15 protein-coding genes and 2 tRNA genes are annotated in these 19,800 nt (G+C 62.8%); 5 read left to right on the forward strand and 12 right to left on the reverse strand.

Annotated elements, in window-relative coordinates; translation table 11 throughout:
• Positions 1 to 266 (reverse strand): TolC family protein (locus VMR03_RS16875; RefSeq protein WP_325407279.1); only part of this gene is annotated, 266 nt, incomplete at its 3' end.
• Positions 267 to 457: 191 nt separating this feature from the next.
• Positions 458 to 1,123 carry a protein-L-isoaspartate O-methyltransferase gene (locus VMR03_RS16880; RefSeq protein WP_325407281.1) on the reverse strand — a complete coding sequence of 222 codons (666 nt, stop codon included), beginning with the start codon at positions 1,121 to 1,123 and terminating at the stop codon, positions 458 to 460.
• Between the two features lie 240 nt (positions 1,124 to 1,363).
• On the opposite strand from VMR03_RS16880, the gene VMR03_RS16885 reads away from it, so the two are divergent.
• Positions 1,364 to 1,437: transfer RNA gene (locus VMR03_RS16885), tRNA-Cys, on the forward strand.
• Positions 1,438 to 1,479: 42 nt separating this feature from the next.
• Here the strand turns inward: VMR03_RS16885 and VMR03_RS16890 are convergent.
• From VMR03_RS16890 to VMR03_RS16910, 5 genes are read right to left on the reverse strand one after another with little or no spacing between them, the layout of a single operon-like run.
• Positions 1,480 to 2,754 (reverse strand): hypothetical protein, encoded by a 1,275-nt coding sequence (locus VMR03_RS16890; RefSeq protein WP_325407283.1) that lies wholly within the window; start codon positions 2,752 to 2,754, stop codon positions 1,480 to 1,482.
• A complete protein-coding gene (locus tag VMR03_RS16895) occupies positions 2,751 to 4,064 on the reverse strand; it encodes an O-antigen ligase family protein (RefSeq protein ID WP_325407284.1) in 1,314 nt (437 codons plus the stop codon). Before VMR03_RS16895 ends, VMR03_RS16890 begins: the two co-directional genes overlap by 4 nt.
• An 8-nt stretch (positions 4,065 to 4,072) precedes the next feature.
• Positions 4,073 to 5,644 carry an undecaprenyl-phosphate glucose phosphotransferase gene (locus tag VMR03_RS16900; protein ID WP_325407286.1) on the reverse strand — a complete coding sequence of 524 codons (1,572 nt, stop codon included), beginning with the start codon at positions 5,642 to 5,644 and terminating at the stop codon, positions 4,073 to 4,075.
• Positions 5,641 to 6,825: a glycosyltransferase family 4 protein gene (locus VMR03_RS16905; protein WP_325407288.1), complete on the reverse strand. Its 1,185-nt coding sequence runs from the start codon at positions 6,823 to 6,825 to the stop codon at positions 5,641 to 5,643. Before VMR03_RS16905 ends, VMR03_RS16900 begins: the two co-directional genes overlap by 4 nt.
• A 29-nt stretch (positions 6,826 to 6,854) precedes the next feature.
• Positions 6,855 to 7,421, reverse strand: coding sequence for a polysaccharide biosynthesis/export family protein (locus tag VMR03_RS16910; RefSeq protein WP_325407290.1), 567 nt, complete (start codon positions 7,419 to 7,421; stop codon positions 6,855 to 6,857).
• 226 nt (positions 7,422 to 7,647) lie between these two features.
• Here VMR03_RS16910 and VMR03_RS16915 point away from each other — a divergent pair, with 226 nt between their 5' ends.
• A complete protein-coding gene (locus VMR03_RS16915; RefSeq protein ID WP_325407292.1) occupies positions 7,648 to 9,846 on the forward strand; it encodes a polysaccharide biosynthesis tyrosine autokinase in 2,199 nt (732 codons plus the stop codon).
• Positions 9,847 to 9,854: 8 nt separating this feature from the next.
• On the opposite strand, the gene VMR03_RS16920 is transcribed toward VMR03_RS16915, so the two are convergent.
• The 4 genes from VMR03_RS16920 to VMR03_RS16935 are packed head-to-tail and all read right to left on the reverse strand — an operon-like array spanning position 9,855 to position 14,745.
• Positions 9,855 to 10,757: a cupin-like domain-containing protein gene (locus VMR03_RS16920; RefSeq protein WP_325407294.1), complete on the reverse strand. Its 903-nt coding sequence runs from the start codon at positions 10,755 to 10,757 to the stop codon at positions 9,855 to 9,857.
• The gene (locus VMR03_RS16925) at positions 10,750 to 12,036 is read right to left on the reverse strand and encodes a GNAT family N-acetyltransferase (protein WP_325407296.1); all 1,287 of its coding nucleotides are present in this window, start codon (positions 12,034 to 12,036) and stop codon (positions 10,750 to 10,752) included. Before VMR03_RS16925 ends, VMR03_RS16920 begins: the two co-directional genes overlap by 8 nt.
• On the reverse strand, positions 12,033 to 13,421 hold the full coding sequence (locus tag VMR03_RS16930; RefSeq protein ID WP_325407298.1) for a lipopolysaccharide biosynthesis protein: 1,389 nt from the start codon (positions 13,419 to 13,421) through the stop codon (positions 12,033 to 12,035). The genes VMR03_RS16925 and VMR03_RS16930 overlap by 4 nt, the downstream gene beginning before the upstream one ends.
• A gap of 25 nt (positions 13,422 to 13,446) precedes the next feature.
• A complete protein-coding gene (locus tag VMR03_RS16935; RefSeq protein ID WP_325407300.1) occupies positions 13,447 to 14,745 on the reverse strand; it encodes a GNAT family N-acetyltransferase in 1,299 nt (432 codons plus the stop codon).
• A gap of 170 nt (positions 14,746 to 14,915) precedes the next feature.
• Here VMR03_RS16935 and VMR03_RS16940 point away from each other — a divergent pair, with 170 nt between their 5' ends.
• Together VMR03_RS16940 and VMR03_RS16945 are read left to right on the forward strand one after the other, a co-directional pair.
• On the forward strand, positions 14,916 to 15,995 hold the full coding sequence (locus tag VMR03_RS16940) for a polysaccharide deacetylase family protein (protein WP_325407302.1): 1,080 nt from the start codon (positions 14,916 to 14,918) through the stop codon (positions 15,993 to 15,995).
• Positions 15,996 to 16,373: 378 nt separating this feature from the next.
• A tRNA-Asn gene (locus tag VMR03_RS16945) sits at positions 16,374 to 16,448 on the forward strand.
• 38 nt (positions 16,449 to 16,486) lie between these two features.
• On the opposite strand, the gene recQ is transcribed toward VMR03_RS16945, so the two are convergent.
• Positions 16,487 to 18,322, reverse strand: a complete 1,836-nt coding sequence (recQ, locus tag VMR03_RS16950) for a DNA helicase RecQ (protein WP_325407304.1) — start codon at positions 18,320 to 18,322, stop codon at positions 16,487 to 16,489.
• 164 nt (positions 18,323 to 18,486) lie between these two features.
• On the opposite strand from recQ, the gene VMR03_RS16955 reads away from it, so the two are divergent.
• Complete coding sequence (locus VMR03_RS16955) at positions 18,487 to 19,752, forward strand: cyclopropane-fatty-acyl-phospholipid synthase family protein (protein WP_325407306.1); 1,266 nt, start codon at positions 18,487 to 18,489, stop codon at positions 19,750 to 19,752.
• Positions 19,753 to 19,800 lie beyond the last annotated feature (48 nt).

The raw sequence follows: 19,800 nt of genomic DNA on the forward strand, positions 1-19,800 counted from the left end.
GCCACTTCCGAGATATAGGACTTGGCGCTGTAGGTACCTTGCGCCTGCACGGACGGGCGCCAACCGGACAGAGCCTGCGGCACTTGCTCGTCGGTGGCGCGCTGCTGGGCACGCTGTGCCTGCAGGTCGGGATTGCTCTGATATGCGGCGGACAGCGCATCCACGAGGCTTTCGGCCGATGCGGCCGGCGCGAGCATTGTCAACGCGGCGGCGCTGACCGTGCTGAGGGCAATAAGCTTCACGGACGTCCCAAAGGGTCGTTTCATCGTTTCGTTTCTCCGCAAAACGCGGTCTCGCCCCTCAACGCTTCCGCGACTGGTTACCGGCTGGTCCCGGCAAGGTACATATATGAGTGGCCGTGGCCAAGCCCCAGCCGGGCGATACGTCGTTTACTGGCAAATTGTCGCCATTGCACACGAATCGCCGCGGATCGTGGCGTGGAACACACACATCGCCATCAAAAAACGAAGCTCTCCGCCATGTCGAAGCCGGGCAGCGCATGCACCCTGGCGTCGAAGGCTATTCGATTACTAACCGCCCCATGGGCACGGATGAATATCCGGGCATGGCCCGCCGGCCCGGTGCCCGTGACGGCGACAAGACGCCCGCCTTCCTTGAGCTGGTCGAAAAGGGTCGACGGGGGCGCTGGCGTCGCGCCGCTGAGGAAGATGACGTCGTAGGGTGCGGCCGGCGCATGGCCATCGCGCAAGGCGCCCGTCACGACCGTCACATTGGAGGCGCCAAGCCGGACAAGCGTCGCAGCGGCAGCCTCCGCCAGCACCTGGTCTTCTTCCAGTGCGATTACCGACTTCGCGAGCCGGGCCAGAATTGCGGAGGAATACCCCGTACCTGCGCCGACATCCAGGACATGGTCGCCTTCCCGCACTTCGGCGAGCTGTGCGAGTTTTGCGAAGGCGCGCGGCTGCATCAGATAGCGGCCGGGAGCGGTCCCTTCGTCGAGACGCACGTCCTCGTCCATATAGGCGATGCCCCGACGCGCTTGCGGCACGAAAAGCTCGCGCGGGACCTGGCTCATGGCGTCGATCAAGCGCGTGTCGGTGACCGCGTTACAGCGCACCTGGTTCTCGACCATGTTGATCCGGGCGGCGTGAAAGTCGGTCATTGGGGACGTCCTGGGGCGATGTGAGACCGGTGGTGGAAGCCGCCGGGGCTCGAATGCCACCGGCCGGAACCGTCTGGTCGCGTTTATAAAGCCACCCGGCGGCAAACTCAATTCATCTGCGACACAGCTTAACCCGGCATTCAGGCCGCCGGCTCCAGGATGCCCTTGCAGGCTGGCCCATTGCGGAATGTGCATTGTCTGTGTGGCGGGGAGTTGCTATACCCCCGCCTTGTCTAGGATGGCCACGTGGCGGAGTGGTTACGCGCCGGACTGCAAATCCGTTTACCCCGGTTCGATTCCGGGCGTGGCCTCCAGATGATCACTCCAGCATAGATTGCGGCGAATCGCCCACCGGCTCAGGAGCTGGCAGGTGGCAGCAGCGCGAGCACCGCAACGGTCGCCACATTGAGCGCAATTCCGTAGGTCGCGAGCACGGCGAAGGCCGGTCGCAGGTTCTCCCGCACTGCATAAGCCAGCGCGAAGATCAGCACCGGCATCCAGTCGAGCACAAACCGTTGCGCATTGTACTGGGAGAAGCCGTTGCCATGATAAAAGAGCGTTATGGCGACAATGGCGAGCGCGCATAGCCCGCCAACCACGATCGGTCGCGTCAGCGGTGTGAAGAAGGCCAGCAATACGAAGGGGCTCGCCGCCAGCAGCGAGGTCCCCATCGGATCGAAGGATATCATGTTCAGCATGTCCGGCCCGCCCCATTGGACGTGGAAGCCCTGGACGAAGAGATAGAAGGCGTTGAAGAGAACATAGTCCTTCGAGAAGAGCCCGATCGTCGTCAGCCGGTGATTGATGAGCGTCCAGTGATCGAGATCCGGCACCATGATGTGGATGTAGCCAGTCTCCATGACATGACCGAAACGGACCCAGTTGTAGAACATGTAGATGCCGACGGCCGCGGCGACCGGAAGTCCGAGCTTCAACGCCCGGACGACGTGTTCCCTTCCGAACGAGATCAGACGTTCCTCCGGCCGCAACGCCAGCACGAAAAGGAACGGCACCAGGAAGAGCGACATCTGGCGACAGAGAAAAGCGGCGCCGATGAAGATGCCTGCCCGAATCAGGTTTGCGCCCCGGACGACCTCATGGATGGCCAGAGAGACGAGCAAAAAGTCGATGCTCTGGGCGAAGAACCAGACGCGGTCCGTACGCAACGTCACATAGAAGAGCGGCGTCGCGAAAGCGAGCGCGAGGAGGAGCCAGATTGCGGTGTCGCGGCGAACCCCGAGTGCCTCGAGAATGCGCCACCATAACAATAGCGATCCCGCCGCCGCCAAAAGGCCGATCGCTATGAAGTGCGAGAAGTCGACGCCGAAGAGCGCGACAAAGGGCATCGCCACCACCGCCGGCACCGGCGGGAATATCACCCAGGTCTTGCCGTCGAAATGAGCGCAATCGCTGTCGAAGCATTTGTCCACGTCGAGACGCCCGTGAAGAAAGGCGTCGGCCAAAAGCGCATAGCTGTTGCTGCCGCCGGTCTCGTTCAGAAACTGATGGGCTAACGCAGCAACGAGAATAAGTACAAGCGCTCCCGCCGCGAGGAGCAGAATGTTTTCTCGCCACCTCGTTCCGGCTTCCTGTGCCTCGTTGCGGGGCTTTTCGTCCATGTCCGTGCTCATCCTGAAAATCCCGCAGTCTGCATGCCGCGTGCATCTTCGCGAGGCGAAGCGCGTGGAGGTCGCCTCGCCATCGCGCCTTGCGTGTCGCGTGCCAGAATGACGCCCCAGACCATGCCGAATAGCAGATAGAGGTGTCGCCAGTTGTCGACGTCGATGATGAAAGCTTCGACCATGTGGCCGACAATGCAGGCGTAGGCGACGATCAGATATTCCTGCCCCTCACCGGCCATGAATGCAGCCCGCCAACCGCGCCGGAAGGTCACTGCCAAGAAAGCGAGAAACGAGAGACCGGAGAGAAATCCGCCAGCGACCAGCACATGCACATAGACGTTATGCGTGTCGAGCATGTTGAGCTTCGCCCATTGATTGGGACCGAGACCGAGCGGGTTTTCGAGCGTTTTGACGATCGCGCGCTTCTGGCTCTCGAAACGGCCCTCCTCGCCGACGTCGTAATTCTGCACAAGCGTCGCACGCTCCTCGAAGAGCGTCTGGACCTTTGGAGTCGAAAGAGCGGCCGCGACCACACCCACGATCAGCAGGGACATCAGGACGGCAAATGCGATCAGTCGCATGGACTGCTTTTGCGAGCGCGATGTCGCGAGAGTAAGTCCGAGAAACACCGCACCCGACAAGAGCAAGCTACCCCAGGCACCACGCGAAAAGCTGAGCAGGATGCCGAGCAGAAGGATCACAACGAAAGGCACGATCAGCAACGCTTGCGCGCTCTTCGCCTTGCTCAGACGGAGCGCGAGATAGATTGTCGGTGGTATGAGAAAGGGACCGAAGACGTTCGGGTCGTTGAACGTGCCGGCGGCACGCCCTGACAGCAGATAGTCGTCTGCGCCCGGGATTGCTCCGAAATAGGCGGCGCTTCCGATGGTCGCGACGATGATTGCGGCTGCAGACCAGGCGTTGAAAAGCATCGGCAGGCGTGCCGCCGGCGCCTCATAGACATAGGAGCAAAAGAAAATGAAGGCGCAAACCAGATAGGCACTAACCGTGATTGAATCCTGGACGAGGTCCATGTAGGGGGCCGACATGCCGCCGAGAATATAGCCTATCAGTACGAGCCCCCAACAAAGCGCCGGCCAGACGATGCCGCGCGGGAGCTTGAGTCCAAGCAGAAAAAAGAAACCCATGCAGCCGACGAGAGCCAGGTCATAAGGCACTGGCTGGCTCTCTCCCGCCTTGCTCTTCTGATAAAAGCTCCCGACGATAACGAGGCATAGCAGTACCTCGCCGGCCCGCTTGCCCCAGATGCTCGCCGTCGAAGGCCGCGGTTCGTAGACATCTATCGCGAAACCGTTCATGGCGCACCCTAGAAAGCGTTCTCGCCGCGCAGCAAGGCAAGCGGCGTGCGCAAGACGATGTAGAGATCGAGAAGCGGCGACCAGTTGTCTATGTAGTAGAGATCGTGTTCCGTGCGGCGAAGGATCTTTTCGCGGGTATCGGTCTCGCCGCGCCAGCCGTTGACCTGCGCCCAGCCGGTGATGCCGGGCTTGACGCGATGGCGTGCAAAATACCCGTCGACGACATCGCCGTAGAGTTCGTCGCCGGCCTTAGCGAGAATTGCGTGCGGACGCGGTCCGACGATCGACATATCGCCCTTCAAGACAGTGATGAACTGCGGAAGCTCGTCGAAGCTCGAACGGCGAAGAAAGCGCCCCACCCTCGTTACACGATCGTCATTCGCGGTGACAAGACGCTCGGCATTCGCATCCGACTGATCGTGTTTCAAGGTGCGGAACTTGTAGACTTCGATGAGCTCGTTGTTGAACCCATAACGCCGTTGCTTGAAGAAGACCGGCCCCTTGCTGTCGAGCTTGATTGCGACTGCGATCAAGAACAGAAGCGGCGATAGAACGGTGAGAAAAATGGCTGCTAGCAGTCGGTCCTCGACCGTCTTTACTACGTAGTCCCAATCGGAGAGAGGTTTGTCGTAGAGATTGAAGAAGGGCACGTTGCCGACATAGGAATATGTCGTCGACGTCATGCGCAGCGGCGCGTCGAGTGCCGAGAGGCGGATGTCGACCGGCAGGACCCAGAGCTTGCGCATCATCTCGAGAACACGGCGTTCGGCCGAGAGCGGGAGGGCCATGACCAGAAGATCGATGCGGTTTGAGCGTGCGAAGCGAACGAGTTCGTCCACTGTGCCAAGCATCGGATAGCCCGCAACGTCCTGCGGCACACGCTCGTCTCGGCGGTCGTCGAAGACACCGCAAATCTTGATGTCGGACTCGGCGGAAGCCTTCAGCGCCTCGATCAGGTGACGGCCGTGTTCGCCACCGCCAACGATGACGACGCGACGTTCCAGCCGGCCGTTTCCTATCCAGTGCCGGATGAGGCCCGTCGCGGCGGTACGCATCACGAGAAGCGAGATCAAGGCGGCAGCGTACCAGCCGACGAACCAGATGCGTGAAATCTGATCGCCCATTTTGAGGAGAAATCCAAGCACAATCAACGTGACAGCGACGGCGCTCCAGGCGGCGATTACACGGCTTGCCTGAAGCGCGGGCCGCTGGAGAATAGGAATGCTGTAGAGCCCGCCGATCTGGAAATAGACGGCGACAAGGCCTGCTCCGCACATGATGGTGGGGTAATAGACGAACCTCAGCAGCGAAACGTCGTTTCCGAGATGACCGTGGAAAAGCACGATACCCGTGATACCGACGAGAAACGCATCGGAAATGCGTATGCTGCCCGCAATGACCGAAGGCGAGACCATGGGCACGATAGGCGAGCGACGTTCTTCGCCAAGACCGGCTGCGTCGTGGATCTGCCCTTCCCGCCTTCCATCGTCGCCCCGGCGATATTCACCGCCATTTGCCGCCATGTCGGTTGGTGCGGCGTGAAGTCCGCCCGGCTGCATTCCATTGCCCTCGGCGTTCATGAGGGAATGCTTTCGGGAAGACGGGCGATGGATGCCCCGGCGCCATCTTGCGGATGAGCTATCACATGTTGCTCAAGAACTGCGCGATAGAATTCCGAGATGTCTTTCACCATCCGCGAAGCCGAAAACTCGGTCTGTACGCGGGTGCGCAACCGCCCCGCCAGCGACGCGATGGCCTGCGGTTGTTCGATTGCATGAGAAAGGGCTGCGGCCAGAGCGTCGGGATCGGCCGGCGCGACAAGTTCCGCGGCATCCGGTCCGAAGACTTCCGGCAGGCCGCCGACGCGTGTGGCTATGAGCGGCAGGCCGGCCGCAGCCGCTTCGAGGGCGACGTAGGGAAGAGACTCATGATGTGACGGCAGCACAACGGCGCGACCGAGTGCGAAGGCATCGCGCGCCGGCATGGCACCCATGAATTTGATGCGGATATGGGACGGAACAAGGCGTGCCATCGCCTCGAAGGTCGCGCGCTCGGCGCCTGAACCGACGATACGCAGGTGCGCGGGCTTTCCAAGCCGGCGCATTGCCTCGATCAGCGTCCCAACGCCCTTCAACTCGCGGAGTTCGCCGACGAAAACGAAATTCGCCACGCCGACTTCGGGCAGGACGGTCGCGCAATCGGCTTCGGTCACGCCGTTGTGGACGACGACCGACGGTGCCGTGGGCTTTCCGACTTTCTCGATGAATGTCCGCAGGCCGAATTCCGACTCGAAGATGAAGCCGTCCGTGCGTCGGCGCATGAAGCGTTCGGCGGCGAAGAAGAGCTGGCCCTTGACGCTGCGGTTATCGAAATGAAGCGTGCCGCCATGCGGCGTGTAGAGCCTGATGGCGCCCGCGAAGCGGGGCAGAAGCCGTGCGTATGCGCCGCCCTTTGCGCCATGGCCGTGAATGACGTCGACCGCCAGGAGCCTTGCGCGGGCGACCATGCGGATGAGGTTCGCGGCGTCGCCAAGCCCCGGTGTACGGTTCATCGGCATGATATGGACGCCGAGCTCGCAATCGGCGGCCAGTTCGCGCAGCCTTGCGATCGAAATCGGATCGTGCGGTTCGTCGCCGATGACGACCCCGACCTTGAGCCCCGCCCGCCGCTGCCCCGCCGCAAGGTCGCAGACATGCCGAAAGAGTCCTCCGAGCGGTGCTCGCAGGATATGCAGCACGCGAAGGCTCTTGGCTTCCGCCACGGTTATTTCTGGGGTGGAGCCGTCGGCCATCAGAAATACCGCTCCCCGACCAGGATCGTGTCGCCGGGGCGTACCGGGGCGCTGGTTTCGACGTTCATCTCGACGAGCCTGTCGCCGCGCTTGCGTGTGATATGCACAACGTCCTGATTGGCGCGATAGGAAAACCCGCCGGCGATGGCGACGGCGCTCTGCACCGTCATGCCGCTGACATAAGGATACTGACCCGCCTTCTGGACCTCGCCGAGAATGAAGAAGGGCCGGAACTCCATGACCTGCACACTGACATTCGGATTGCGGAGCAGCGTCTTGCCGAGAGAGGCAGCAACGGCGGCCTGCAATTCTGAGGTGGTGAGGCCGCGGGCCTGTACCGGCGGAATGAGCGGAATCGCGATGTTGCCGCCGCCATCGACCGAGAAATCGCCGCTGAGATCTGTCTGCCCGAAGACCGTCACGCGCAATTTGTCGCCGCTATCGAGGAGATAGGGCTCGTCAGCCTCGCTGACGGACCGTTCGGCCACGACGCCCGGTCCGGCGCAGCCGGCGAGCGCGGCAAGTCCGATCCAGAGCATCAGCAGATGAGCGCCGCGGCGAGCCATGGCTCTAATTCCCTAAAAATGTCCGCTTCCCGCTAACCCTAGGCGCGAGTGGTTAATTTTTTGGAAGGATCGGGCCTTTTCAGCACGCCGGAGCACGGTGAAACGGCTGAATGTCTTGGCTTTTCGTTTCGCCTGGTTGCGGGCATTAAGCCTTCCGTTACCAAAAGGCCGTCTACTGCCTCTTCATGAATGGTTGCCGTCCGCGGCATCCAACAAGGCGGAGCGCATGAGCAATACCCCAAGCGTGCCAGTCGTCAGCTTCGGCGATCGACGCCGTTCGTCGCCGGATTCGTCGGGCGCGAGCGAAGTCTCGCCATGGGAGCTGCTGCGCGGCATATGGGCGCGCAAGGAACTCGTCGGCATTTCCTTCGGTAGCTTCATGGCGCTCGCCATTCTCTGGCTCGCCACTGTTACGCCGACCTATACGGTCGAAACCCGCGTCCTTCTGTCGCCGCGTACCGGTGAAATTTCGAGCTTCGATACCGAGAACCAGCCGACGATGCCCGATGCGGAAACGCTGCAAAGCGAAATCCAGCTCCTGACCTCGCGGCCGTTGCTGGTGCGACTGGTCACCGATCTTCGTCTCGATCGCGAGCCGGAATTCAATCCTTCGCTACGCGACGGCGCCAGGGCGCAGATCCTTTCGCTGATCGGTGTGCGAGGCAGCGCGCTCGACGAGGGCGAGATCGCCGACAACGTGCTGTCGAAGCTCAACGTCTACCAAAAGGGAACGTCGCGCGTCATCGCGATCAACTTCACCTCAACCAGTCCGCGCATGGCGGCGCTCGTCGCGAACAGGCTTGCCGAACTCTATATCGCCTCGCAGATCGAGCAGAAAAAATCCGTCAACAGCGAAGCGACGAAGTGGCTCGGTCAGCAGATCGAGCAGCTGCGTCAGAAAGTGCAGACCTCCGAGGCCGCCGTCGAGGCGTTCCGCAGCCAATCGGGGCTCTTTCTCACCAATGGCTCAACGGTCCCGCAACAGCAGCTCACCGATATCAACGCCCAGCTCACGCTGGCGGAAGCCGCACGCGCGGAAGCTGAGGCCAAGCTTCAGAACGCCCGCAGCCTCATCGCGTCAGGCAATTCGGTGAACTCCGCCGCCGCCGTTCTACAATCGCCGCTGATCCAGAATCTGCGCCAGCAGGAAGTCGCGCTGCGCGCCCAGATCGCGCAGATGTCGGAAACCCTCCTGCCCTCGCATCCCAAGATGCTCGAAGCGCAGGCGAACCTCGCCGATCTCGACCGTCAAATCGAGAAGGAAGTGAACAAGATCGTTCAGGGACTCGAAAACGAATCTCTGGTCGCTTCGGCGCGCGTCGCATCTGTGCGCAAGAGCCTGATCCAGCTGCAGGCGCGTATGGGCACGCTCAATCAGGACGAAGTGCAGCTTCGCTCGCTCGAACGAGACGCGGCCACCAACCGCTCGCTGCTGGAATCCTTCCTGAAACGTTATGAGGAAGCGAATGCCCGCGCGGAAGCCGACGCCAGCGCCGCCAATGCCCGCATCGTCTCGCGCGCGCAGGAGCCGTCGGAGCCGACCTTTCCGAAGACCGGCGCGGTGCTGACGCTCGCGGTCATAGCCGGCCTTCTCTTCTCACTGATCCTCAGCTTTCTTCTTGAGGCCTTCGCCCGAGGTTTCCGTACGGCCGAGCAGGTCGAGCGGGCGACGGGCATGCCTTTCCTTGGGCTCATTCCCGAACTGGAAAGCGGACCGCGCGCCAATCCTGCCGGCGACGTCATGCGCGAACCTTTCGGTCTCTACGCGGAAGCGATCCGGGGCTTGCAGGGCAGCGTGTTGACGGCGCGGATCGGCGACCGCCGCGCCAAGACCGTGCTCGTCACCTCGGCGCATATGGACGAAGGCAAGACCTCGACAGCGGCGAGCCTCGCCCGCGTCCTCGCCATGGGCGGTTACAAGACGATCCTCGTCGACGCCGACATGCGCGCGCCCGCCGTGCATCTCGCGCTCGGCATGCCGCCTCAGGCGGGTCTCTCGGAATTGCTGACCGGCCAGGCGAGCTTCGCCCATGTCATCCGTCAGGACTATGGCAGCTACGCGCATGTCATGCAGGCCGGCGGCCCCCTGCCCAACCCGACCGCGGCGCTCGCTTCCGCGCAGATGGCCTGGGTGCTGAAGGCGCTGGAGCAAACCTACGATTTCGTCATCATCGACTCTCCGGCCGCCATGGCCGCCGCCGATGTGCAGGTGCTGGTCAAGTTGACGGACCTCTCCATCCTCGTCGTCCGCTGGGCGAGCACAGGCCGCCGCGTCGTCGCCCGCGTACTGAAAATGCTCTCGGCCGTCAGCGGCCGCCGCGTCGGCATCCTGTTGACGCGCGTCAATCTCCGCCGTTACCGCCGCTATTCGGATACGGTGATCGAGGAATATCCGGCGCGCCCGCTGCGGACAGCTCAGAGCTGATCGACGAGTTAGCCCGCGACAGCCGTCCGTCCGAAGAAGATCGCGACGGCCTTGCGACGATCACCGACGAACTTCTTCACGGCGTCATAGAGCGGCCGCGCGACGTCGTAGGCCGCGACCTTGACTCCGTCGAGAACCTTGTTGGTGCCGGCGGAGGCCTGCGGGAATCCGAGCTTGCGAAGCCCCGCATTTACATAGGAGAGCTTCACCAGCTTTTCCGACGTGTCCGTGTGCCATGTAATCGAGAAAGATACCGAAACTTCCGGACCATTCTGCACCCAGTGCGGGTCGAAGAGCGGCACGAAGATCGAGTCGCCCGGCATCAGATGCTGATGCGTGGCTTTTGCCTCGAAGGCGTCCTTGTAAGGCAGATTGCGATGCTTGCCGGGAAAAAGTTCGAGGTTTTCCTCCGACACGATTTCGCGATCGGCCTGGTCGAACAGGCTCATGCGCTTCGAACCACGGATCTGGAGCAGGAAGTTGTATTCCGGATCCATGTGCAGCGGCGTCACATTGTTCGGCGAGGTGACGAAGATGAACGCCTGACGCCGACGCGCGCCGCCCATGACGCCGCCGGTCTGTTCGGCGACTTGATCGAGGCAGGCATCGAGCAATGCCTTGTATTCCGGGTCCTGCTCGGAATTCTTGATAACCATCCAGGACTGACATTCCTCGATGCGGCGCACCGTCTCCTCGGCGCTCAGCCCGTTGGACGGCGTGAGGCGTGGATCCTGTCCGGGTTCCACCGGGCCGTTGAACTCGATGCTGTCCGCAGGCAGCGAAGCCGCAAGGCGCGCCAGGCGGTCGAGCTGGAAAAGCGGATGGCCGGCGAGTTGATGCTTCAGCCGGAAGGTCTTTGTCGGCATCTCCTTGCCGACGGTGCCGGGCTGGACTTCGATCAGGTTAGTCATGCTCCACCTCTTTGCGGATGCGGTGATAGACGGCCCGAGCTTTCGCCCAGGCGGAGTCGGCGAGCCGCGTAGCGCGGCTCGAATAGGCGATGAGAGCCCCGCTTAACTGATGAACGGTCGCGACATTGACTTCGCGAATGCCGCGCCGCTCGGCCCAGATGTGATCGATCATCGGATGGTTCGGGATTGCGCAGGAATCGACCCAGGCAATGCGCGCATCGCTCTGGAAGGCCCCGATGGCCTTCATCATCAGCAGTGCGCCCGGTGAGTATTTCGCGTAGGCCTCGTCATAGGCGATCTTGAAGCTGTAGGCGCCGCCGCCCGCGAGGAAACTCGCCAGCATCGCAATCGGCTTTCCATCGAGGCGGATGTCGAGGCAATGAAGTTTGCCGTCGGCGTAAGTGCGGCCGGCGAAGGTCTCGAAGAATTGCCGCTCCTGCGGACGCTCGGCGAGCGCCGTGCCGCGCTTTCCCTTCCAGCCGCTACGCTCGAGACAAAGAAACTGCGTCAGCCAGCCGTGGAAGTCCGGTCCGCCGTCATGTGTCGCGAACTCAAGAGAACCGGATTCGCCAAGCCGGTTCCAGAGACGGTTGTATTCCTTGCGCTTCTTCTTGCGCATATGAGCGGCGAGATAGGCCTCGCCGTCGAGCTCGGATTTCAGGAAAGCGCGCTCGTGCCGCGCCGTTTCCACATACGGCAGTCCACGTTCGGCGAGTACGTCCGCCAATGCCGTGTCGAAGGCGCCGCCGGCTTCGAAGAGCGGGAAGCGGACGAGCGGCGCGCCGGATTGGTCGGCATAGCAGAGAAAGCGCCGGATCGCCGCTCTCTCATGGCCAGCACGAACGAGCGGCGTCGCCAGGAAGCTGTGGATATGCGTCCAGAGCATCCAGACCGCGACAGGCAGGCCGAGATAGAAACGCCGCGCGCGGTAAGGAAACGCACCGAGCAGAAGTCTGGTGCCGTCGGATCGCGGATCGCTCCAGATGAGCGCGACATGCACGGCGCCCTGCGGCGCGAGATGCGCCATGGCGGCCTGCAAAGCAGCGGTCTCGAAGAGCGGGTTGCTGTCGGTCGAGGCGCCGGCAAGCTCGTTCAGAGAGTCCAGATAAGGTGTCAGCGCATCAGCGCTTTCGAGCAGGACGACATCGGCGCGCGGTGGATTGTCGATCAGGAACCGGGCCGCGTGGCTCAGCGGGTGAACGGAGAGTGCTTCGCCGGCGGTGCCGGGCGCTCGCCCTTGATGCCAGAAAAGCGGATGTGGATGCTTCAGATCGGTCATTTCGACTCCCCGGATATCGACGGCGTCCTGACGCCGGAGCCGAATACGAATGCTGTGATGCCAAGGCGGCGCCGAACGATGACGAAAAGGCAGAAGCTCGCGCCAATGAGTGCGGTCGCGGTCGCCGCTGCGGCGCCCATCAACCCGAATTGCGGGACGAGAACGAGATTAAGCCCGATGTTGAGCGCCGCCGCGCCGCCATAGACGGCGGAGGTGATGTTCTGGTGGCCGGTCATGTTGAGCAGATATTCGATCGGCCCGGTCGAAGCGCGGGCGACGAAGCCGAGCATCAGCACCGCAAGCAGCGGAAAGCCGGCGTTGAAATCCTGACCGAAAAGACCGAGTGCAAATCTGCCGCCGAGCAGGATGACCGCGGCAGCAGCAAGCGTCGGCCAGAATATCCACTGGATGATGTTGTGGACGAAGCGCTGCAGGCCGTCATGATCCCCCGCCGCATGCAGCTCGCTGAATTTCGGAACGGCGAGCGCGGCCACCGCGAAATAGATGAAGACGATCAGATTGACGATGCGCGTCGTGGCAAAATAGATGCCGACATGGTCTGGATCGACGAAATAGCCGAGCAGCACAATGTCGGTGTTGAGCAGGACGAGGTAAAGACCCTCAGCCAGCACCAGCGGCATGGAGGCGCCGATCCAGTATTTCGTATGCAGGTAGGGTTTCGCTTTCGGCACCGTCCGCGCAATGCGGCGCGAGAGCACGATGCGTTGCACGGCGAGCGTCGCGAATGTTGCGGCGAGCGCACCTGCAACGGCGGCTACGCCCGTCAACTTGCCGGCGAAGAGATAGATAAGCCCGCCGATAAGGACGATGCCTAGCGGCCGGACGATATAGGCCGGGAGGTAGGCAAGCCCCACCCAGCCAAAAGCGCGCGCGGTACCTTCCAGCGTGTCGCCGAGCGCGAAGCCGGGCACGCAAAGCATGGCGAGAACCAGCGGCAGCACATAATAGGGCTCGATCTCGTTGCGGAAGGCGAGAACGGCAAGAAGCCCTACGGCCATGAAGGCGGCGCCGAGTACCGCGACGACGCGCCACGAGGCATCGAGGATGCCGGCAAGGCGACGCCACTTTCTGTTGATCGTATAGTCCGGCACGAAACGCAGCGTCGAGGTACCGAAACCCATCGGTGCGAGAATGCCGAGGATGATGACCCATACCCAGACGTAAGCGAAAATCCCGTACTCGAATGCACCCATCCAACGCGCAAGCAGCACCTGGCTGAGCAGCGCGATCGCCGAACCCGCGATGCGAATGCCCATGACGAGACCCGCCCCGCGCACGACCGTTGCGAGATGACCGTCGGCAAGCCGCGCCGTGACCGTCTCGCCGATCCGCTTCAAGGGGTGTGGAAGCACCGAGGCATCCATTGAGCCAACATCCTTCGAGATGCCGTCAGGCCTGGATGGTTCCCAGGCGCGACAACGGGCCCGCGGCAGCGCGCAGGCGGGTAAACGCATCCCAAAGTACCGGTGTCTGCTTGATGAAGCGTTTAGCCCGGCGAAAAGCGATGGCCGGCAGCAGCGACAACCAGCCGCGGACAGTGACGGCCTCGACGTGGTCGTAAAGCCGCGTCTCGACCTCGCACCAGTCGGCCTTGTAGGCCTCGTCGCCGATGGTGAAATCGAACTCGGTGTGTCCCGTTTCGGTCGCGTGGCGCATCAGCTCCATCAATTGGATCATTCCGGGACCGCGCCTGGCGAATTCCTCCTGCTCGGCATAGCTCGCCAGCACATAGTGATAACGCCCGCCGAAGCTGACGCCCCAATTGGCCGCCGCGATCTTGCCGCCGACTTCGAGACGACAGACATGGACAAGACCCCGGGCGGCCGCGTCGGTCGCGAGTTCCATGTAGAAGTCCCGCACGCCTGGCTTCTCGAAGGGGTTGGCCACGCCCATGCGGGCGAATGTCGCGGCCTTCTGAGCAATGAGTTCATCGACGGTACGGACGATCTCCTCGCGGCTTTCCGGCGTCACGAGTTCGACGGCGCCAGCTTCTTCCAGCTTGCGGCGCTTCTGACGATCGCGCTTCTTGCTGCCCGACGACCGCTTCTCGCCGTAATAGGCATCCCAGGTCGGCAGGAGCTGCGTCATGTGGGCACCCGAGGCGTGGGCTGTCAGATTGCCGAGGCCCAGGAAAGGATTGCTTTGGCCGCCAACCATTTCCGGCAGGCGGTTAAGCTCGACGATGTCGTGCTCAGGCAACGCCGAGCGGATTTCGGCCCATAGCGCCTTGAACTGGTCGCGGCGGACATGGCGGAAAAAATTCCTGTCCAGGAGCGGCGCCTGATAATCGCAGAACGTGCCCCCGAGCCAAACGAGCCGGGTACCGAAGACGCCGTGCTTGAGGCCGAGCGGCAGGATGAAGAGCGCCTTGCCCTCGCCTTCGGCGTTCCAGCCGACGACGATCGCAGGCTCGATGCCTTCGCGGACGCCGATGTTGCGGAACCAGGTCGAAAGCCAGGCATAGGTCTGGAAGGCCGTGCAGTCCGCATCGCGCTCCAGCACCGTCCAGGCGCCGCGAAGGGCCTCGAAGGTGTCGTGAACGGACAGAAGCACCTCGGGCTTTGCCCCCCAGGGACCGGCGATGACCCGCCCATCGATACGGGGTGCGGGTCCCGCACCGGCAATGCCGGGCCGGTTAATGCGGGAGGTTGCCTTGGCGGCGTTTGTCGTCTGGGTCAGCGGCTTCACGGGGGCCTCGTTTTGCCGATGGAACAAATTGGGACGTTTTTCTTCTCTCGTTGGCGCGACGCCGTCCGTTGGGATCAATCTTTTCTCAATTCCGGACGTGCAATCTCGCTTGTGACTGGTGGTTGCAAGCGCTGTGCTAGGCTCGGCGTTAACCTCTGAGACGGAATGGCATGAACGTCCCGATACAGCGCGCCGGCGCGGACCCGCGCGGAAGCTGGGCGAAGACGGCCCTGCTCGCCCTCCATGCGAGCGGTGCGCATCGGCTCGCCCCGAGATCGCTGGCCGGTGTCGGTGCCATCTTGATGCTGCATCGCGTTCGCGAGCCGGACGGTGCGGCTTTCGCGCCCAACGACATTCTCGAGGTCACGCCCAGCTTTCTCGAGGCGACGATCCTGCGGCTACTGGACCTCGGCTACGATTTCGTCACGCTCGACGAGGCGGTTCGGCGTCTCGCGGAGAAGCATTTCACGAAACCCTTCATCGTCTTCACGCTGGACGACGGTTATCGCGATAACCTCACCGATGCCGCCCCCGTGTTCACCCGCCACAATGTTCCGTTCACGGTCTATCTGACGACTGGCCTACCTGACGGCACGGCCGAGCTCTGGTGGATAATACTGGAACGCATCATTGCGGGCGCCCACGAGATCCATGTGCGTTTTGCCGAGGGCGAGGAAAGGATCGTCTGCGCGAGCGTGGAGGAAAAGAAAGCCGCCTGGAAAAATATCTACTGGCGGCTGCGGGCCTACCCGGAGGACGCAATGCGTGGCGAGATACGCCGTCTTGCGGCGGAGCAAGGGATCGACAGCGCCGCTCTCACCGGCGAGATCGCGATGAGTTGGGACGAGGTGCGCGCGCTCGCCGCAAATCCGCTCGCCAGTATCGAGGCGCATACGGCCGATCATTACGCGCTGGCGAAGCTCGACGCCCCCCATGCCCATGACGAGATCGCCCACGGCCTCGCTCGCCACGAGGCAGAACTTGGCCGCCGCCCCCGCCATTTTTCATACCCGTATGGCGCCCCGGACTCCGCCGGCGAGCGGGACTTCGCGATTGCCCGCGATTTCGGCTTTGCTTCTGCGACGACGACACGCAAAGGGCTGTTGCGGCCCGACCATGCGAGCCGGCTGATGGCGCTGCCCCGCGTCTCGCTCAATGGGCACTATCAAGATGTCCGGATCGTCGAAGTGCTGCTAAGCGGCCTGCCTTTCGCTTTGGCGAGGCCATTGGGCGGCGCGTCGATAGATTAGGGTTCCGGCCCGTCCGTTCGGCGCCTGCCCCACCAAACCTCCGTTCGGCGGCGTGCGCGTCTGACCGGATGCGAATCGACCGACAGCACAGCGACGCCCAGAGGGATCATCCAGAAGCCGAGAATCGGCAGGAAGCCGAGCATTCCGCCGCCGACCAAGGCGACACCCGCAGTCTTTCGCATCCAGGGCGAACCGGGGACCTTGACCTTTTTTCTACCGAATCGGACGAATGCCATGCTCATTCCACCTCTACGCCGCCGGTTTACCCGACCGAAACGTCAGATGGGTATAGTTCTCGCCGGTGGCAAGATTTGGGCTGGCATGGGCCAGACGACTTTGCTATAGCACCGCACGTCTTGCTCTCGATTTGCGAGATATTCCTCGGTAGCTCAGTGGTAGAGCAATCGGCTGTTAACCGATCGGTCGCTGGTTCGAATCCGGCCCGGGGAGCCAGTTTCAAAGGGCCTGATCGCCAAGCGCGGTCGGGCCCTTTATCTTTCCGACCGCACGACCGCCACAAAGGCCTTCCCGTAGCGCGCGATCTTGGCGCTGCCGACGCCGGGGATGTCGGCCATGTCGTCGACGCTCGCGGGGCGACGGCGCGCCATCTCCCGCAAGGATGTGTCGTGGAAGATCACATAAGGCGGCACGCCCTGCTCGCGCGCAAGGCGCAGGCGTTCGGCCCGCAATGCCTGGAACAGCGCTTCCTCCTCTGGTGAGCCTGATATTTCGGCCTCACCGGCGCTTCTGGACGAGCGTCGTTTGCCGGATGAAACCGGATCGCGGCGGAATTCAATCGGCTGGTGTCCCTGTAGAACGGGCCGCGCGCTTTCCTCCAGCTTCAGCGCACCGAAAGCCGCGTGATCGGCCGAGATCAGCCCGCGCGCCGCGAGCTGGCGGAACACCGATTGCCAACCCTTCTGGTCGATGTCCCTGCCGACGCCGAAAGTCGGCAGCGTGTCGTGGCCGAAGCGTTCAATCTTTTCGGTCTTGTTCCCGCGCAACACATCGATGACGTGACCGGCGCCGAAGCGCTGGCCTGTGCGGTAGATCGCAGAGAGCGCCTTGCGGGCCGCCTCCGTGCCGTCCCACATTTCGGATGGGGTCAGGCAGGCGTCGCAATTGCCGCAGGGCTGCGGATAGGTTTCGCCAAAATGCGCGAGCAACGCCTGACGACGGCACGTCGCCGTTTCGCAGACATGAAGCAGCGCATCGAGTTTCGCGCGTTCGACCTGCTTCACGGCTTCGGGCGAACCGCCCTCGTCGATCATCCGGCGGCGCTGCGTAACGTCGCCCATGCCATAGGCCATCCAGGCGAAGGATGGCAGGCCGTCGCGCCCGGCCCTACCCGTCTCCTGATAATAGGCCTCGATGCTCGACGGCAGGTCGAGATGCGCAACGAAACGCACATCCGGCTTGTCGATCCCCATGCCGAAAGCGATGGTCGCGACCAGCACCGGCCCTTCGTCCTTGAGAAACGCGTCCTGATGACGGTCGCGAATGCCGCGGTCGAGACCGGCATGATATGGCAATGCGCGGATACCCTGCGCGGTCAACCATTCCGCCGTCTCCTCCACCTTCTTGCGGCTCAGGCAATAGACGATGCCGCTCGCGCCGCGATGATCGTCGAGGAAGGCGCGGAGCTGATGCTTCGCATTGTCCTTGCGCACGATCGTGTAGCGAATGTTGGGCCGGTCGAAACTTGCGGAGAAGACGCGCGCATCGTCGAGTTGCAACCGGTGAATGAGATCGTCGCGGGTCTGCGGATCGGCGGTGGCGGTCAGTGCGAGCCTCGGCACGCCGGGGAAGCGGTCGCGCAGCATTGCGAGCTGCAGGTATTCCGGCCGGAAGTCGTGGCCCCATTGGCTGATGCAATGCGCCTCGTCGATGGCGAAGAGCGCGACCTTGACGCGCGACAGAAACGCCATGAAGCCGTCGCTGACGAGGCGCTCCGGCGTCACATAGAGAAGATCGAGTTCGCCGGTCGTCAGCGCCCTGCGAATGTCGCTCGCCTCGTCCGGCGTCAACGTGGAGTTCAGCGCCGCCGCGCGGACGCCCGACTGGCGCAGCGCCTCCACCTGATCGCGCATCAGGGCGATGAGCGGCGAAACGACGATGCCCGTGCCGTCGCGGCAGAGCGCCGGAATCTGGTAGCAGAGCGACTTGCCCGCGCCGGTCGGCAGCAGCACCACGGCGTCACCGCCATCGACCGCGTGATGGATGATCTCGCCCTGCTGGCCACGGAACGAGGGAAGGCCGAACACCTCCTTCAGCACCCTTTCCGGGTGAGGCATCGTTTCTTTCTCGATTTTCAAGGCGTCTGGCATCGGGCGACTCAGTGGCGCGCTGCGTGTGCGCGGGCCGAAACTAGCATCCGAAGCCCCGGAAGGAACCCCTGAACCGTTTGCGGCGTTACCGGCGTCCGTATCGAAGCGATAGGACACCTCCATTTTCGGCGCTATACTTGCCAGGTTGACGCAAGGGGGCTGACATGACCCGTATCTCCGTTGACGACATGTGTAAGGATGCCACCGTCGCCCATCTGGTCGACGTGACGAGCGCCAATCTCCGGCGCATTCCTGGCCTGCCGCGCCTTGCGCGTCTCGCCTTCCGTGTACTTCTGCATATCAAGCGTGGCGTGCTAACCATCGTTCTGCCGGACGGTCGGCGATTGCGCTTCGCGGGCGGCGAGCCCGGCGAGCACGCCGTCATGGAGATCAAGGATTACGGTTTTGCGCGGCGTTTTTTTGCCGGCGGCGACCTCGGCGCGGCCGAAGCCTTTCTCGACGGCATGTGGGACAGCCCCAACATCGCCGCTTTTCTCGAACTCTTCGCGCGCAACCGCGACGCGCTGCGCGAAAAGCTCTATGGACTCGGCATCGTCCGCTTCGGCGCGCGAATTTGGCATCTCTTCCGTCGCAACTCGAAGAGCGGCTCGAAGCGCAACATCGAGTTCCACTACGACCTCGGCAATGCCTTCTATCGCCGCTGGCTCGACCGCACCATGACCTATTCCTCGGCGCGCTTCACGCATCCGGGGCAGGATCTTTCCGAGGCACAGATCAACAAATACCGCTCGCTGGCCGAACGCATCGGCCTCAGGCGCGAGCATCATCTGCTGGAGATAGGCTCCGGCTGGGGCGGATTTGCCGAGTTCGCGGCGAGCGAGATCGGCTGCCGCGTAACCGGCATCACCATCAGCAAGGAACAGCTCGCCTTCGCCCGCGAGCGCATGGCGGCGAAAGGCCTCTCCGACAAGGTCGATATCCGCTATCAGGATTATCGCGACGTTGCCGAGACCTACGACCGCATCGCCTCCATCGAGATGTTCGAGGCCGTCGGCGAGGAATACTGGCCGGCCTATTTCTCGAAAATCCGCGACTGCTTGAAGCCGGGCGGCGTCGCGGGACTACAGATCATCACCATCGAGGATGGCGTCTTCGCGAGCTACCGCAAGGGTGCCGACTTCATCCAGCGCTATATCTTCCCCGGCGGCATGCTGCCCTCGCCCACCGCACTCAAGGAGCAGGTCGCCAAGGCGGGCCTCACCTGGGTCGGCAATCTGGATTTCGGCCTCGACTACGCAGAGACGCTGAAGCTCTGGCGTCAGCGGTTTCGCGCCGCATGGCCCGAGATCCAGCCCCTCGGCTTCGACGAGCGCTTCCGCCGCATGTGGGAATATTATCTCGCCTATTGCGAGGCCGGATTCCGCGCCGGGCAGATCGATGTCACGCAGGTCACTCTGGCGAAGCCATGAGGACCAAAAATGCTCGTCATGCGCGGGCTTGACCCGCGTATCCACGTC

Origin of the sequence: Parvibaculum sp. (assembly GCF_035511255.1) — a bacterium.
Taxonomy (GTDB): domain Bacteria; phylum Pseudomonadota; class Alphaproteobacteria; order Parvibaculales; family Parvibaculaceae; genus Parvibaculum.